Annotated in this window: 15 protein-coding genes; 3 read left to right on the top strand and 12 right to left on the bottom strand. The window is 63.0% G+C overall.

The features are described 5' to 3' along the window. Both VLU25_16930 and VLU25_16935 read left to right on the top strand, forming a co-directional pair. On the top strand, window positions 1-972 hold a 972-nt coding region (locus VLU25_16930; protein HSR69618.1), incomplete at its 5' end, for an FtsX-like permease family protein. Window positions 973-1019: 47 nt separating this feature from the next. Further along, entirely contained in the window at window positions 1020-1943 is a 924-nt protein-coding gene (locus VLU25_16935) for a radical SAM protein (protein ID HSR69619.1), read from the top strand. A gap of 385 nt (window positions 1944-2328) precedes the next feature. Here VLU25_16935 and VLU25_16940 read toward each other — a convergent pair whose 3' ends face one another. The 5 genes from VLU25_16940 to VLU25_16960 form a co-directional block, all read right to left on the bottom strand. Continuing rightward, the gene (locus VLU25_16940; protein ID HSR69620.1) at window positions 2329-3240 is read right to left on the bottom strand and encodes a LysR family transcriptional regulator; all 912 of its coding nucleotides are present in this window, start codon (window positions 3238-3240) and stop codon (window positions 2329-2331) included. A gap of 9 nt (window positions 3241-3249) precedes the next feature. Continuing rightward, on the bottom strand, window positions 3250-3645 hold the full coding sequence (locus tag VLU25_16945; protein HSR69621.1) for a type II toxin-antitoxin system VapC family toxin: 396 nt from the start codon (window positions 3643-3645) through the stop codon (window positions 3250-3252). 1 nt (window position 3646) lies between these two features. Continuing rightward, window positions 3647-3919, bottom strand: coding sequence for a hypothetical protein (locus tag VLU25_16950; GenBank protein HSR69622.1), 273 nt, complete (start codon window positions 3917-3919; stop codon window positions 3647-3649). 94 nt (window positions 3920-4013) lie between these two features. Next, on the bottom strand, window positions 4014-4889 hold the full coding sequence (locus VLU25_16955; protein HSR69623.1) for a hypothetical protein: 876 nt from the start codon (window positions 4887-4889) through the stop codon (window positions 4014-4016). Continuing rightward, entirely contained in the window at window positions 4886-5341 is a 456-nt protein-coding gene (locus tag VLU25_16960) for a hypothetical protein (protein ID HSR69624.1), read from the bottom strand. Before VLU25_16960 ends, VLU25_16955 begins: the two co-directional genes overlap by 4 nt. Before the next feature lie 204 nt (window positions 5342-5545). On the opposite strand from VLU25_16960, the gene VLU25_16965 reads away from it, so the two are divergent. Then, window positions 5546-7951, top strand: a complete 2406-nt coding sequence (locus VLU25_16965) for an ABC transporter permease (protein HSR69625.1) — start codon at window positions 5546-5548, stop codon at window positions 7949-7951. 1 nt (window position 7952) lies between these two features. On the opposite strand, the gene VLU25_16970 is transcribed toward VLU25_16965, so the two are convergent. The 7 genes from VLU25_16970 to VLU25_17000 form a co-directional block, all read right to left on the bottom strand. Continuing rightward, a complete protein-coding gene (locus VLU25_16970) occupies window positions 7953-9068 on the bottom strand; it encodes a hypothetical protein (protein ID HSR69626.1) in 1116 nt (371 codons plus the stop codon). An 11-nt stretch (window positions 9069-9079) separates the two neighbouring features. Beyond that, window positions 9080-9571, bottom strand: a complete 492-nt coding sequence (locus VLU25_16975; protein HSR69627.1) for a hypothetical protein — start codon at window positions 9569-9571, stop codon at window positions 9080-9082. A gap of 254 nt (window positions 9572-9825) precedes the next feature. Further along, window positions 9826-10023 carry a hypothetical protein gene (locus VLU25_16980; GenBank protein ID HSR69628.1) on the bottom strand — a complete coding sequence of 66 codons (198 nt, stop codon included), beginning with the start codon at window positions 10021-10023 and terminating at the stop codon, window positions 9826-9828. Window positions 10024-10164: 141 nt separating this feature from the next. Continuing rightward, complete coding sequence (locus tag VLU25_16985) at window positions 10165-10449, bottom strand: hypothetical protein (protein ID HSR69629.1); 285 nt, start codon at window positions 10447-10449, stop codon at window positions 10165-10167. A gap of 71 nt (window positions 10450-10520) precedes the next feature. Beyond that, the gene (locus tag VLU25_16990; GenBank protein HSR69630.1) at window positions 10521-13205 is read right to left on the bottom strand and encodes an ABC transporter permease; all 2685 of its coding nucleotides are present in this window, start codon (window positions 13203-13205) and stop codon (window positions 10521-10523) included. Beyond that, window positions 13198-15921 carry an ABC transporter permease gene (locus VLU25_16995; protein ID HSR69631.1) on the bottom strand — a complete coding sequence of 908 codons (2724 nt, stop codon included), beginning with the start codon at window positions 15919-15921 and terminating at the stop codon, window positions 13198-13200. The genes VLU25_16990 and VLU25_16995 overlap by 8 nt, the downstream gene beginning before the upstream one ends. Further along, window positions 15921-16304: a helix-turn-helix transcriptional regulator gene (locus VLU25_17000; GenBank protein ID HSR69632.1), complete on the bottom strand. Its 384-nt coding sequence runs from the start codon at window positions 16302-16304 to the stop codon at window positions 15921-15923. The genes VLU25_16995 and VLU25_17000 overlap by 1 nt, the downstream gene beginning before the upstream one ends. Window positions 16305-16366: the final 62 nt, after the last annotated feature.

Raw genomic sequence — 16366 nt, forward strand, 5'->3', positions numbered from 1 at the left:
CCCGGAGTGGCATCGGTGGCCGCCGCCAACTTCCCTCCCACCCGCGGGCAGGGAATCGGGGTCAGCGTCCTGCGCCCGGGACAGTCCGAGGAGGAAGAGGGCCAGACGTTGTCTCAGAGGGTGGTGACCGAGGACTACTTCCGCACCCTGGGTATCGAGCTTCTGGCGGGACGCACCTTCCACTCCTCGGACGCTGCCGGCGCTTCCGCCGTGGCCGTGCTCAACCGCGAAGCAGCCCAGCGGCTTTTTCCCGGCGCCGAGTCGGCAGCCGAGTCACGCGCCCTTGGCGCCGAGATCCGCATGAAGGGATTCAGCGGACGCTACACGCCTTTGCAGGTGGTGGGCGTCGTGGGCAATACGCGTCCGCTGGGATTGGAGTCCTCGGCTCAGCCTGAGGTCTACCTGGCCTACCGCCAGAATCCCTGGAGCTACATGAACATCCTGGTGAGGCCTGCTTCAGGCGATCCCCAGGCCTTGGCTCCTTCGGTGCGTGCAGCCTTGTGGGAGATCGACGCCCAGCGCCCCTTTTTCGGCGTTTCTTCCTTGGCCGACAGCATCGACCTGATCTCGGTGGCGACTCCCCGCTTCCGGGCCTGGCTGTTGGGAAGCTTCTCGGCCGTGGCCACCCTTTTGGCCATTATCGGACTCTACGGCGTCATCTCCTACTGGGTGGGTTCGCGGCGCCGCGAACTGGGAACGCGCATGGCGCTGGGAGCCGCCAGGCGCGACATCCTGGGCATGGTGCTGCGCCAGGGCTTGGCCACAACCCTGTCGGGACTGGCAGCCGGCCTGCTGCTGGCCCTGGGGCTGGCGCGCCTGATCAGCAGCCTGCTCTTCCAGATCAGCCCTTTCGATCCGCTGACCTACCTGACCGTTCCCCTGCTGCTGGCCGCAGTGGCCCTGCTGGCCTGCTACCTCCCCGCCCGCCGCGCCGCCCGCGTCGATCCCGCCCACGCCCTACGCTCGGAGTAAGCGCAGCGCGTCAGTACCGGATAGGGGCGTGATATTCTGGGCGCCTCATGTTTCGTCCGCGCTATTTGTCGCTTTCCGACGGGCAGTGGAGCCAGCGGGTGGAGAAGGCCTTGCAGGAGTTGCGCGAGTGCCGGGCTTGTCCGCGCGACTGCCGGGTGGACCGGCTGGAGGACAAGTGGGCGGCCTGCAAGACCGGACGCCACGCGGTGGTCAGCAGCGCCTTCCCCCACTTCGGCGAAGAGGACGTGCTGCGGGGCCGGAGAGGCTCGGGGACGATCTTCTTTTCCCACTGCAACCTGCGCTGCGTCTTCTGCCAGAATTACGACATCAGCCAGGCCATCCCGCCCGCCCGCGCACCCAAGGGCCTGACGCCCCGCAAGCTGGCCGGACTCATGCTCGACCTGCAAGACCGGGGCTGCCACAACATCAACTTCGTGACGCCCGAGCACGTGGCTCCGCAAGTTGTGGAGGGGTTGGCCGAAGCCGTCCCCCGCGGACTGAAACTGCCCGTGGTCTACAACACCAGCGCTTACGACGCTCTTTCCAGCATCGAACTGATGGACGGGCTGGTCGATGTCTACATGCCCGACTTCAAGTTCTGGAGAGAGGAGTCGTCCAAGCGCTACATGAAGGCCGCCGACTATCCCTCTGCCGCACGCGCCGCCATCAAGGCCATGCATGAGCAGGTGGGTCCGCTGCGCATCGGCCAGGACGGACTGGCCCAGGGCGGAGTGCTGATCCGCCACCTCATCATGCCCGGAGGCCTGCAAGAAACCCGCCGCATCCTGGAGTGGATCGCCGACGAGTTGGGGCCCGGCAGCTACGTCAACGTGATGGCGCAGTACTATCCGGCGGGGGCCGTCGATCCCAAACGCCAACCCGAACTGACCCGCCGTCCCGACGCCACCGAAGTCCTCACCGCCAAGTCCTGGGCCCGCGAGTTGGGTTTGAGAGTCGACGCCAGGAATTGACAGCCAGCCGCCCCGCAGCACCGTTGCTGCCGCCAATGGTACTGGCCGGGCGGGAGGCGCATCGCTGCGGCGATGGGGCAGGAGGATGCGGTACGGCTCGCCGTTTGTCTTTGCCTGGACGGCTCAGAGAAGAGTCAGCACCGCGGTCGCTCGAAACTCCGGTGGGGATCGCCGCAAGGATGCGCCTCCCACCCGCCGACGATCCTTTCCACACACCAACCCCACCGCCAACTGGCGATCTTGCAGGAGGAGTGGGTGAAGAGCCGCCCGCCGTCCAGAGAGCAACCTGCCTCAAGGGTCGGAGGGGAAACAGGCCTGGTGGGAGGCGCATCCTTGCGGCGATCCTGTACACGCTCCAACCACGCCGGCAATGTTGAGGGAGTTGTCAGCGTGCCTCGAGCTTCTCCCAGCGCTCCCGCATCTCTTCGAAAAGCTCCAGCATGTTGCGCATGGCATGGGACATGTAATCGCTCTTCAGATGTACCCACCCCATCGCGCGGTAAATGCGCGGCCCTTCCAGCCGCTTGACGGCCAGCTTGCGCTTCTTGCCTGCCAAAGCGATGGCTGGATAGGGAACCAGGCTCAGCCCCAAGCCGATTTCCACCAGGGCCTTGGTGATTTCGACGTTCTGGATCTCCATGGTCTTGGGCGGCCAGATCTCCCGCTCGCGGAAGATCTCGTCGATGAGCTGACGGGTATTGGACCCCCGCTCGAAGTGAATGAAGGGATAGTCGGGCAAGGCTGCGAATGGAACCGGTCCATTGCGGCCGGCCAGCTCGTGATCCTGGGGCATGATCAGCAGCATCTCCTCCCGCACCGCCGTCCCCACCTCCAGGTCGGGGTCGTGAAAGGGCAAACTGAGCAGCGCCAGATCGACCTCATGCTCACGCATTTGCTTAAGGATCTCGTCGTTGGTCCCGGTGGAGATGCTGACGTCCACCCTGGGATAGCGCTGGTGGTACTTCTTGAGCAGCGTCGGATAAAGATAGGTGCAGACCGACATGCCTCCCCCCAGCCGGACCGTCCCCCGCCGCAACTCGCTCAGATCTGAAACTTCGGCCTTCAGCAACCCGATCTCGTTAAAGACCCGGTTGCAGTACTGCAGCACCAGTTTCCCGGCTTCGGTCAGATGCACCCTCTTGGGCATCCTCTCGAAAACCGGCTCCCCCAACTCCTCCTCCAACAGCTTGATCTGCCGGCTGACGGCGCTCTGCGATACGAACAGCTTCTCCCCGGCCTTGGTGAACGAACCGGTATCCACAATCGCCTTAAACATCTCCAACTGCCGCAGATCCACTTCGGCCTCCTAGTCAGCCCAGCTTTCGAGTCGCAGGCCGTCAATCCTGTCGAAGTGCCTGATGTTGTTGGATACCAGAGTGAGGTTGTGGGCGAGAGCTGTGGCGGCGATTGCCAAGTCGAAGTCCTCCAGGCGGGTCCCGTCTGATTCTAAGCTGTTCTTTAAGCTGCCAAAGGTCTCGGCCGATTCGCTTGCCAAGGGCAGGACCGGAAACGTCTTCTCGATTTGGCGGACCTTGGCCAAGTTGCTCAGAGTCCGTTCAGATTTGTAGGCACCGTAGTAAAGCTCCATCACAGAGATGACCGACACGGCCTGCGGATCGGAACGGTGTCGCTCCAAGCGGGCGCGAACTCGAGGATCGCCCTTGAGGGAGTAGATCAGAATGTCGGTGTCCAGCAGGTACACCTTAGAGGCCCTCCTGGAGCCTGGTCGACGATCTGCGGGCCCTTCGCAGATCCTCTACGATTTCATCGGCGCTTCGTTCGTCTTTCCAGGAACCGAAGAGGTCCAACAAGACCTGTCCGGGCGGCTTGACCGATCGGAGCGCCTTTTCCTTGGCCAGATACTCCTGAAGAATCTTGAGCACCTGCTGGCTGACCGAGCGGTTCTCCGCCGCAGCCAGGAACTTCAGCCTCTCATAAAACTCATCGTCGACCCCTTTCACCTGGAGATTCGCCATTAGCCTCTCCTTTCATGCAATAAGACTCTCATTTCATGAAAGTAAGTCGAATATTGCCAGCGTGTCAAGTGGGCCGCGAACAACCGGGTCGGATCTAGGACAGGAAGAAGGAAGGCCAGGGCAGCCTGAAGGTGATGAGGACGAAGAACACCACGATGTAAGCCAGCCGCAACCACTTGTGCTCTTCTTCACACTGCGCCAGACCCATGATCATGAGCACCCATCCGAACCCGATCACGGGGGCGATTGAATAGGTGCCCAGAGCGAACAGCAGCAGCAGAACATGACGCCAGACAGCTAAGGACGGGGGAAGGGGCAAGAGAAAAGCCAGCGCCAGGAGCCCCTCCATGACGATGGTGAGCCAGGTCAAAACCTGCGCCACCCATGCAAGCAGAGGCGTGCCCTGCAAGAAAGCCTCACGTCCCTCGGGCGCGCCCGACAATTCGCTTACCGTTTGAGCGTTTTCGACGAACGCTCGTTCCGGAACCCCGCCGACGAGCCGGGCGAAGCTTTCTAATCTCGGATCGGTCAAGAGGGTGAAGTGAAAGAAATCTCCGCTGAGATAGTCGGGGGAGACCGCCTTCCAGAACGTGGCGAAAAGGAAGCAAAGCCCGATCAGAAGCCGGGCGTTGACGTGAAGCACGCGGCCGGCACCCGGCCCGGCGGTCACCAGGCTGAGGGTAAGGCACCAGTAGGCAATCAAGTAGATATGGTTGTCCATCAGGTGCCAGTTGATGAAAATGGCTGTTGCCAGACTGACGAATACCAGCAGCCAGAAATAGGTGCTGCGGCCGACTTTCGGAAACAAAACGGCGACACCGCACAGAATGATGATGGTGGCTCGGATTTCCGTCAGATGGATGATCAGCATGATCACCGTGAGCTTGGTGACGATATCCAGGACATCCCGGCTCAGGAAATCGTCCAGGAACTCCCTGACAGATTGGACTTGAGCGCTTGCAGGTTTCATTTGCGATGGAATTCAGCCTGGGCCAACCGGCGGATCTCAAACTTGAGGTCGGAGGCGTCAAAGGACTGGGAGCAAACCTCGAGCCTGATCGCCTCGAGGTTCACGTCCTCTCCCGAGAGGCTTCCCTGCTGCCTGGCCGCTTCGATCTGTTTCTCGATCCAAGCCGGATTCTGCGCCAACAAGGCGGCCAGACGCGCCAGCCCTTTGGGGGCCGGAACGACTTGCAGTTTGGCCACCAGCGGATTGGCCTCGGGCGGCAGGGCCGCCGGAATCTCGCCGGAAGCTGTGAGGAGATAACAGCGCACAAAGCGATTGCTGGGCGCGTCGATGGAAGCGAACATGCCGAACCCGCCGCCCCTCCAGGGGGACTGCTGAAGGGCATGAGCCCGGTATATTTGGAGAAGCGCGACCAAGATGAGGAGAAAAGGAACGAGCAGACTTCGGGCCTTCATGGCTGCATTCATGCCTGCCAACAGGCGGAAATGGCGCAGAGCTTTCCTCATAGAGCCGGCCTCGGGCCAGAATGATAAGAAGAGTCGGAGTTCGGATCCGAGGTTGCCACAGTCCAGAGTAGTTGTCAAAGAAAACGCTTTCGAATACTCTTTATCGCATAAAACCGAACAAATGTTACATCTTGCAGGGATCGAGGTTTGACGATGTACAGGGAACTGACATATGCCTGGAAGGCCGTTATCAGAAGGCCTTTGCATGCACTCGCGGCGGTCGTGACTCTGGCCTTGGGAATCGGAGCCAGCAGTGCGGCCTTCAACGTGATCAACGGGGTCCTGTTGAATCCCCTACCCTACCCGGACTCGGAGAGGATCGTCGCAGTCCGCCATTCCTCCCAGTCTTTCAAAAACTCAAAGGCGTCCCGCCTCAGAGAAAGATGGAACCGTCTGCCGCTGTCCTACCTGAACTACCGCGACATCCAGGAACAGAGTCCGGTGTTCGAGGAGTTCGGAATCTACAGGCCTTGGAAGGGCGTTTATCAAGGCGGATCCGAGCCGATCGAGGTCAGGGGTGCGCAGGTCAGTTCACGCTTTCTGAATGTTTTTGGACTGGCGGCTCTCAAAGGCAGGCTTATCGGCGCCCCCGACATCGAGGGGCGCAACCCGGTAGCGGTCATCAGCTACGACTTCTGGCAGACGAGTATGGGCGGCCAAGGCACGGTGGTGGGAGGCACGCTGCGTTTTGACCAGGACGTCTACGAGGTCATCGGGGTGATGCCTCCCAAGTTCGAGATCTCTCCCCAGGCCGATCACAAGATCTTTCTTCCCCTGATCCCCTCCGAGAGCGACCTCCAGCGCCGAGGCCGCAAGAACGCCCAGGCGCTGGCCCGCCTGTCCGCGGGGACTTCGATCGAGGAAGCTCGCCAGGTGCTGGATCAGATCGCAGCCAGGCTGGAGAGCACCTACCCCGAAGCCAATGAGGGCATCGGCATCGTCCTTGAGCCTCTGCATGAGATCGTGGTGGGAGAAAGCCGTTCGACACTGGCCTTGCTGGGCGCGGCGGTGGCCGTCGTCCTGCTGATTGCCTGCGCCAACGTCGGCAGCCTGCTGTGGACCGATTACCTGCGGCGCCGACACCAGTTCGCCATCCGCTTATCCCTGGGCGCTTCACGGGCACGCATTGTGCGGCTCTTGATGACGGAGAACCTGCTTCTGGCCGCCGGCGCTTCCATCGCGGGCTTCCTTCTGGCCTCCTTCGGAACCTTCGCACTGGTCGCCTATCTGCCCGATGAAGTCCCCAGAACCGCCAATATCGCCATCGACGCCAAGGTCTTCGCTTTCACCGTGGCGGTCAGCCTCTTGTCCACTTTTCTCTTCGGCCTCATTCCCGCGCTCCGGATCAGCCGGGCCAGTTCGGCCTCGGACCTGAACAGCGTCCGGGGCTCCCGTCGACTCAAGCAGGCCCACCGATGGATCTTGGTGCCTGAGATGGCGTTGACCATCATTCTGCTGGTTCAAGCCGGCCTGCTGGTCAACAGCCTCCTGCGCCTGACTTCGGTGGATCCTGGTCTCTCGGTCGAGGGAATCCATACTCAGGGCTTGCAGCTCGATTCACGACGCTACCAGGAAGAAGAGCAAGCCGGATTCTTTTACTCGCAACTGCTTGAACGGTTGAAAGCGCTGCCCTCCGTCAAAATGGCCGCGGCCTCTTCCCAGTTGCCCTTCACGGGAGGTTCCTATCAGGTGAGCGTGCAGTCCCCGGACGATCCGGGTTCAGGTCAGCCCGCCCTGCTCGAGAGCGTTTCCAGCGATTATTTTCAGCTCTTGAAGATTCCCCTCAGGAAAGGCCGCTTCTTCAATCCCTCCGACCGACTCGGCAGCCCTTCAGTCGCCCTCCTCAACGAGAGCCTGGCCGAGGCCGTTTGGCCCAATGCTGATCCGCTGGGACGGGAGATCGCCGACTACACTGGCGCCACCCACACGGTGGTGGGCATCGTGGGAGATGTCAAGAGCAAGGGCCTCGATGTCGCCTCCAACGCCATCTTCTACAGGCCCTTGCGCCAAGCTCCGGCCACCTCGGTCACATTGGTGGTGGAGCCCGCCCTGGAAGCCGATGATGTGAGCGCCCAGGTACGCCATGTGATTCACGAATTGGACAGCGGCCTGCCCCTGCCAGCCGCGGCGCCGTTGGAGGACTTGGTGGCTCGCTCCCTCGCCGTGCCGCGTTCCCGTACGGCTCTGCTCGGGATATTCGCCGCCATGGCCCTGCTCATTGCCGCGGTCGGGCTCTATGGCGTCATGGCCTTTTCGGTGACTCAGCAAAGAAAAGACTTGGGCATCCGCCTGGCTTTGGGCGCCAGCAAAAGCCGAGTCCAGTCGATGGTCCTGCGTCAACTTCTGAGCTTGGTGGTGCCCGGGGTGGTGCTGGGGTTGCTGGGGGCCTTCCTTGCCTCCCAACTCCTCAGAGGACTGCTCTTCGGGATCGAAACCACAGACCCGGCTACATACCTTGTGGTGGCTGTGTCGCTGACACTTGTGGCCCTGCTGGCGGGTCTCCTTCCCGCTGTCCGCGCGGCCCGCCTGGATCCCAGCCGGACTCTTCGCGCTGAATAGGTTAGCGAGGGGGTTGGGGCAGACTCGCCGCCGCCTGGCCCCTGTTCATAGGGTCCAGTCGGAGTGGATGTCGCCACAGGGAGGCAGGGCGCAAACTCCCGTCATCCGCCAAGTAGGGGGCAGTGGCCACGAAAACCCATCCTCCTGAAGCCCCCACGATCCTTCCGCCGTGAGGAACTGGCAGCCCTTCGGCAAGCACCAACCCTTCGCGACTGTAGAGGTTCAGGAACCAGTTTTCGGAGCTGAGGCCGCTACCCTTGCTCAGCGTAACGGCCAGCACGTCCTCCCGCGGCATGAACAAGTCCCCAACGTGGGCGCTGTGGCTGTCCCACCAATCCTTGTGGGCAGGCTTGTAGTCGAATGGAGAAAGATCGTCGGGAAAGTCCTTGAGCGCGGGCCGCCATTCGGAAGGCTCAGATTTGAGGACGCGCTGCAAGTTCAAATGGGCGTCGTAATGGTATATGGCGAACTCTTCGGGGTAAATGAAGTAGAAGCCCTCGCTCCCGCTCCCGCCGGCAAGACCTCCCGACTGCACGCGCTTCAGGAAGGTCCCAATATCCTCGTCACGGGGCCTGAAGGTACTCTCTATCAGCCGTCCCGTGCTGTCGAATCGGGACAAGTAGGAGGAGTCGGTGGGACAGAAAGCAATGATGTCCCCGTCGGAGCCTGCCGGAAAGAACTCCGCCACGACGGATTCGACGCTGTAGCTGCTGGCCGTCTGATAGTCGGGCGCGGCAAAGCTCGTTACCACCTTCCCATCGGTATCGAATGCCATCAGATTGTCGTTGGCGTCGAGGGCAATCGTGCGAAGACGGGAGAAGCCGCCTGGCGGAGCGATCTGGCGGATCAGTTGACCCGAGGGGTCGAGCATCACGATTCGATCGTTGCGGTAATCGTTCAAGAAGAGATTCGCCCGGCTGTCGAGCAGCACGTCCTTGACCACGATCTCGCGTTCCCAGGGTATTTCCAGGACCATTTGTTGCGCGGACCCGAAAACCTCGTCCCAGGAGGACACCGCGGGAGTCCCTGAGAAGGGCGTCGGGGGGATCTGTTCATGATCGCCGCAACCAACCAGGGAAAAGGCCAGCGTCAGGCCAACCAGAATGCTTCTCTTCACGACTTCACCGCTCAAACGCTTGGCTGCTTGTTGAGGAGGCTTCGAAACCAACTCTCCAGATCCGGCATCCGCTTGCAATCAGGCTTGAAGCTGCTGGCAACGCGGAAATTACCGTCAATGAAGAGAAAGATGGGCTCGTCAATGTAACGGGCCTCGTGGACGAAGGGGAAGGTGCTTTCCAAGTGCCCGGCCTTGACGAATTCGAAGTGATAGTCGAGCTCTTTCGAATCGCGCAGGAGAGCGATGGTGGTGCGGGTTCCCTTGCCCGTCTCGCCGACAACGGCCACCAAGCCCAGTCCATGATCAATCAAGTCAGTCTGGTACTTCTTCATCAGGACCAGCCCGTCCTCCAGACATTGCTGACAGACGGTAGGATTGAAGACGGTCACAACGGTGCCGCGAGGGGAAAACCTCTCTTGCGGAAAGGCAGAGGGGTCCTCGTAGATCAGATGGGATAGGGGATAACCCGCCAGCCTCTGCAAGCCCAGGTTGAATGATGTCATTGCCTCCAATTTGGTGAGGTTGAATTCAAGTTCTGAGTTGTCTCGGCGCAACTCCCTGTTTTGGCCCGCCACCCAAACAACGATGATAAGCGCGATAGCCGCGACGACCAAGGTGAGGCCCGAAGGCGCTTCCAGAGCTGCCTTCAACCGGCTCGGCATTTTTTGACTCAAGACGCTACCTCTGACTCGTGGAAAAAGAGGGGCGGGGTCGGATTCTGCTGACAGAAGCCGCCCCGCCTGCTTTGAATGGACCGCTACTGGACTTCGACTTCGCCCTTGCAGCAGGTGTAGGGGCCGTCCCCGATGCAGAAGTCCTCACTGCAGCCCGAGCCGCAACAGACTTCGTCCCAGACTCCGGCACTGACTTCCGCCGGCGCGACCATCGATTCCAGGCCGGCCAGCGTCATCGCCGCCAGCATCGCGAGAAGAAAGACCAGTCTCATCTTCTTCATTCTAGACCTCCTTAGCAATTGGTTAAGGTTCAACTATCGATTTACCTACCATTAAAAAGAAGAAAAGTCAATAAAAAATTGTCAAACTTGATTGCGCCCGTGATTGGATATTGCGTTTAAGGCTTGACTGAATTCTTCGCATCAAGAGGACCCACCGCCTGCTTTCCTTATTCGCGACGCAGCGCCGATGCGCAACGACGTCCCCACGACCTCGTCGCGCCCCCTGAGGTCGTTCTGCCAAAAGCGATGACTGATGAGCACCGCCCCGGGTACGCCGGGAACTTCGTCGGAGGCCTGCAGCCAGCGCCCCAGGGCGGGCTCGACTCCCAGCACCTGGGCGAACTGCCAGGAAACCATTTCCCCGATGACGTGACGAGGGCCCTGGGGCAAATGGATGGTCTCAGGGTAGGCAATGTGGGCGGCCACCTCGAGAGTCCCTTCCAGCCGTTCACGGAAGAGTTCGTAGCAGCGATGCCCCGAACTGGCCGCTGGGATCTTTATTCACAGCGCAAGGCCTCCATGGGATCGGTACGCGAGGCGCGGCGGGCGGGGAGGTAGGCGGCCAGGAAAGCGGCCACAAAGAGCAGCAGCAGGGCGGCGGCGTAGGAGAAGCGGTCGTGGACGCTGAGTTGGTGCAAGTAGCTTTCCAGCAACTGCGAGGTGGCCAGCGCTCCGGCCAGGCCCAGGAGGAGGCCGGCGGCCGTGAGCAGCAGCCCGCGGCGCACCACCCAGGAGAGGACCTGCAGGCGGCGCGCGCCCAGCGCCATGCGGACGCCGATCTCGCGGGTCCGCTGCGCCACTCCGTAGGCCACCACGCCGTAGACGCCGATGACCGCCAGCAGCAAGGCGGTGATGCCGAACGCGCCCAGCAGCAGGGTGCGGAAGCGGGCGTTGGCCGTGCGTCCGCGCAGTTCGTCCTGCAGGGTGGGCAGTCCTACCAGGGGAATCCCCGGGTCGAGCGAGTGAACCAGATTGCGCACCTCGGAGGCCAAATGGGCGGCGTGTCCGGGCGAGGTACGGGCAAGGATGTCGGGGAAGGCCTGCTCGGGATGCTGGGCCAGCGGTTCGAAAACCATGGGACGCAGCGGCCCGGTCAGTTCGTAGAGGCGGAGGTCGGGGACAACTCCCACGATTTCGACCCGGCGGGGAGGCCGGCCGACCAGCAGGTGCTGCCCCACAGCGTCCTCGCCGAACAGCCGCCGTGCCAGCGTTTCGTTGACCACCGCCGCCGGGGGCGCTCCCGGACGGTCGCGGCTGTCCAGCAGGCGTCCCTGCAAGGCCCCGATACCCAGCACGGCAAAGAAGTTTTCGTCCACCACTTGCAGGTCGACGGTCTCGCCCTCGCTCTCCAGGTTGCCTCCCTGCGGCCAGGCCTGATTGGACATGCGCACACCTCCGAAAGGCACTCCGGCGCTCATGCTGGCCGCCTCCACCAGAGGCAAACCCCGGACGCGCTGCAAAAGGTCGGCATAGAACTGCCGCATCGACTCGGGTTGGCGGTATCGGGCGAGAGGCGGCGAAGGCCTGATCATCAGCAGGTCGGCCGTTTCGAATCCCACCTCGGTGGAGGCCAATCGCTGCAGGCTGCGCAAGAGCAGTCCGGCGTTGACCAGCAACACGGCTGCCAGGGCGATCTGAGCCACAACCAGCGCCGCCCGAAGGCGGTGATGACGCAGGCTCCCGGCTGTCCCGCGGGACCCTTCCTGCAACCCGCCGCTGAGATCGGGACGGGAGGAGCGCAGGGCCGGAAGAATGCCGATGAGCAATCCCACCAGCAGCGACAGCGCTCCGGCAAAGAAAAAGGCCACCGCGTCCATGCCCAGCAGGTGGCTGCGGGGGACGAAGTCGGAGGCCATGGAGTGGACGGCGGAACTGACCATGAAGGCCACGGCCATTCCGCCAGCCCCGCCCAAGAGTCCCAGCAGAGTGGTTTCGCTGAGCATCTGGGCCAGCAAGCGCCCGCGTCCCGCACCCAGCGCGCTGCGCAGGGCCATTTCGCGTTCCCGTCCGGCCATGCGGCTGAGCAGCAGGTTGGCCACGTTGATGCAGGCGATCAGGAGTACGGCCGCTACGGCCGAAAGGAAGAGCCACAACTGGGGACGCACTTCGCCCACCAGGGTCTCCATCAGGCTCACCGGACGCACGGCCAACTCGTCGGTCCCGCCGTCATTTCCCTTCGACACCTGCAAGCGCAAGGCCTCGAAGTGAGCCCAGGCCTGCTCCCGGGTCCACTCCTCCTTGAGGCGTCCCAGGGTGCGCAGCCAGTTGATGTTGGGGGTACGCGGACGTCCTGCCATGGAGACCCAGAGGCGCGGACCCCGGTCGGGAAAGAGAAAGTCGCGTTCCATCACGCCCACGATGGTGTAAGGTATCTCCTCCACGCGCAGAATCTTGCCCACGACCTGGGCGTCGCCGCCGAAATGCTCCTGCCAGAATCCATAGCTGAGCAAGGCCACCCGGGCAGCGTCGCTATGATCGTCCCGAGCGTTGAAGGAGCGTCCCAACAAAGGCTGGGCGCGCAAGGCCTTCAAGACCTGCCAGTTGACGATGCCGGTCAACAGTCTGTGAGCCCCGCCTTCCACCTCCACGGTCTGCGAGTTGACGGCCCAGCATCCGAAATCCTCCAGGGCCTCCTGGGCTTCGCCCATCCTCTGGCAGAGAGGATAGGAAACGACTTCACGCAAGCGCTGCCGGTCTGGCTGGTAAGCCCGCAACTGCACCAGCCGGTCGGCCTGCGGGTAAGGCAGTGGACGCAGCAATACGTCGTTGACCATCGAGAAGACCGCGGTGGTCGCGCCGATACCCAGAGCCAGCGTGGCCACGGCGGCCAGCGTCCAGCCGGGACGGCGGACGAGGTTGCGCAGAGCGTAGGCGAAGTCTTGGTGAAGTTGGTCCAACATATTGTGTCTTCCTGGGGAGTGTCGGCGGTTTGAAGGGGAAACGGCGGGAAATCGCCGCCAGCCAAGCCGCAGACGCAGTCCGCCGCTCAGCGCGTCGCTCGAGGACGACAGCAGAAAGCCCGCCTTGTGCCTTCCCCTGGTCTGCGCGAGATCATGGAGGAGCAAACGCAAGTACTCGTCGCCGCAACGCTCTCTGAAGCTGGGCGGATAGCAGGCCAGCAGCAAACGCAGATAAAGCCGCAGCAGAAGCCCCCCGCCCGAGCCGTTCACCCCTTTACTCACAACGCAGGGCCTCCATGGGATCGGTGCGGGAGGCGCGGCGGGCGGGCAAGAAGGCTGCCAGCAGGGCGGCCAGAAAGAGCACCGAGCCAGCCGCCGCGTAGGTGAACTGGTCGTGAGTGCTCAGTTGATGGAGGTAGCTCTCCAAAAGGTGCGAGGTGGCGAGTGCGCCGCCCAAGCCCAGCGCCAAGCCCAGCGAGGTCAGCAGGAGCCCGCGGCGAATGACCCAGGTCAAGATCTGTCCCCGGCGGGCGCCCAAGGCCATGCGGACGCCGATTTCCTGGATGCGGCGGGTGACGCCGTAGGCCATCACGCCATAGACTCCGATGACCGCCAGCAACAAGGCCGTGATGCCGAATGCGCTCAGCAGCAGGGTGCGGAAGCGGGCGTTGGAAAGGCGTCCGCTGAGGTGCTCGTCGACGGTGGCGCGTCCCATCATGGGGACGGCGGCATCGACCGATTGCAGCGTTTCGCGCACTTGAGGAACCAGGGCTGAAGCCGCGCCAGGAACCGCCCGCACAAGCATGCCCGAGTATTGCAGCGACATTCTGTTCTGCAAGGCCGACTCGTAAACCATGGGGCGGATTTCCCGCGTCAGTCGGTAAAGCTTGGCGTCAGGCACCACCCCGACGATTTCCACTTCCCGGCTGCGCTCGTAGGATCCCAACGTAAAACGTTGTCCCACCGCCTGGCCTGGAGGAAACAAGTGGCGTGCAAAAGCCTCGTTGACCACCACTACGACAGGCGCTCCCTGCCGGTCCCGCGGCGTCAGCAGCCTTCCCTGAAGCGGACTCAGGCCCAGCACCGGAAAGAACTCCGGACTGACCACCTGGACGTCAACCAGGGCGTCTTCTTCCTCGGGCGGGGTGCCTTCTAAACGGACGCCCTCGCCGATATGCCCTCCGGCAAACGGCAGCGTGGCGGCCATGGCCACCGACTCTACGCCCGGCAAGGCCTCCAGGCGCGACATGGTCTGGCGGAAGAACTCCACGGCGGCCTCCTCTTCACGATAGCGCGCCATGGGAAGGGCGGGTTGAACGGTGATCAGGTCGGCCGTCTTGAATCCTACATCGGTCGAGGCCAGGCGCTGGAAGCTGCGCACCAGCAGTCCGGCGTTGATCAGCAGCGTCATGGCCAGGGCCACCTGGGCCACCACGAGTCCGGCGCGCAGGCGGTGGTGACGGCGGCTGCCCGCGCTGCCGCGGGCCGACTCGCGCAATCCGTCGGCCAAGTCGGGACGCGACGCGCGCAAGGCTGGCAGAAGGCCGATCAGCATTCCCACCAGCAGCGAGAGCGCGGCGGCGAAGAGCAGAGCCGTTTTGTCGAGTCCCAGCAGGTGAGAACGGGGGACATAGGCCGCCGCCATCGAGCGCAAGGTGGAGCTGAGCACCAGGGCCAGAACCAGGCCCGCCGCTCCGCCCAACAGCGCCAGCAGGGTCGACTCCGAGAGCATCTGGGTCAGCAGCCTGCGCCGCCCGGCTCCCAAAGCGCTGCGCAGGGCCATCTCGCGGGTGCGTCCGGCCATGCGGCTGAGCAGCAGGTTGGCCACGTTGATGGAGGCGATCAACAACACCGCCGCCACCGCCGCAAGGAAGATCCACAACTGGGGACGCACCTCCCCCACCAGCGTCTCCAGCAGAGTGAAGTGGCGGATGGCGATCTCTCCCGTTTCACCCGGGGCGCCCGTGGGGACTTGCAGGCGCAGTGCGTCGAAATGGGCAGCGGCTTTCTCGGGCGTCCAGTCAGGCTTGAGGCGTCCCAGGGTGCTCAGATAGTGGCTCTGCTCGGTGCGCGGCAAGCCGGCCAGGGAAATCCAGTAGCGGGGCCCCTCGTCGGGAAAGACGAATCCCCCGGGCATCACGCCGACAACGGTGAAGGGACGTTCAGCCAAGCGGATGGTCCGCCCAATGACATCGTCAGAGGCGCCAAACCTCTCCTGCCACAGTCCGAAGCTGAGCAACATCACCCGCGGGGCGTCGGGCGCGTCGTCCTCAGGACCGAAGGCGCGCCCCCTCAGCGGCGGCACCTGCAAAGCCTCCATGACTTCCCAGGAGGCGATGCCTCCGCTGATGCGCTCGGCACCCTGGTCGATCTCCAGGGTCTGGGTGGTGGTGGTGTAGCAACCGAAGTCCTCAAGGGCCTGCTGAGCCTCGCCCATCATCCGGCACACCGGGTAGGACACCGATCCCCTCAGACGATTGCCTTCGGTGATGTAGGCCCGCAACTCCACCAACCGCTCGGCCTCAGGATAAGGCAGCGGACGCAGCAGCACGTCGTTGACCAGCGAGAAGACCGAAGTCGTGGCGCCGATGCCGAGGGCTAAAGTGGCCACGGCGGCCAGCGTCCAACCGGGACGGCGGATGAGGTTGCGGAAAGCGTAAGCGAAGTCTTGGCGGAGCTGATCAAGCATATTGTCGGGTCCTCGATGAGAAGAAAAAGGGGGAACGGAGAGGCGGCCCTTGCCGCATGTTCGTCGAGACTGGCCCGGGCGCTGAGAAAGAAAACGGAGGCGAAAGGCCCCCGCCAGCGCGTCGCCCAAGCCGGCCGCCAGCAGCAGGCTTTTGCGGGCGCCGGAGGCCTGGGCCAGATCGAGGCACAGCAGCCGCGACAACTCCTCTCCATAACGCCGGCGGAATCGGGGCGGATAAAGGGCCAGCACCAGCCGCAGATAGAGCCTCAAGAGAAACCCGCGGCCGGCTGCCTGGTTGCGATGAACCATCAAGAACCCTCGCCTTCGGTTGAAAGATCGCGGCTCTTGGCGTAGGAGAGGATGGCGTCCAGCCGCCGCATCTCGGCCCGCAGCACCTGACGTCCGAAGCCGGTGATGCGGTAATAGCGCCAGCGGGAAGTGGCCTCCTGGTCGGGAGGAGGGTCGTCGAGTTCGCGGATGAGTCCGTCGCGGTCGAGACGGTGAAGGGCCTCGTAGAGCGTCCCGGCCCGCATGCGGACCTGGCCCGAGGTCCGCTCCTCTATCGACTTGCGGATACCCAATCCGTGAGCCTGGCCCTCCAGCAGAGCCAGCAGGATATTGAGCGCCGCCTGGGGCAGGGGCAGGAAGGCATCGGGATTGCCGTCGGTCTGATTCTTGACTGCTTTGGTCATGCTCTGAACCTCATGAGCAGGCCGTCTCATTCAGTTTTCTCTCCTCCAGGCACCGGAGCTTC

The sequence above is a fragment of the Acidobacteriota bacterium genome, from assembly GCA_035471785.1.
Classification (GTDB): domain Bacteria; phylum Acidobacteriota; class UBA6911; order RPQK01; family DATIPO01; genus JANQFM01.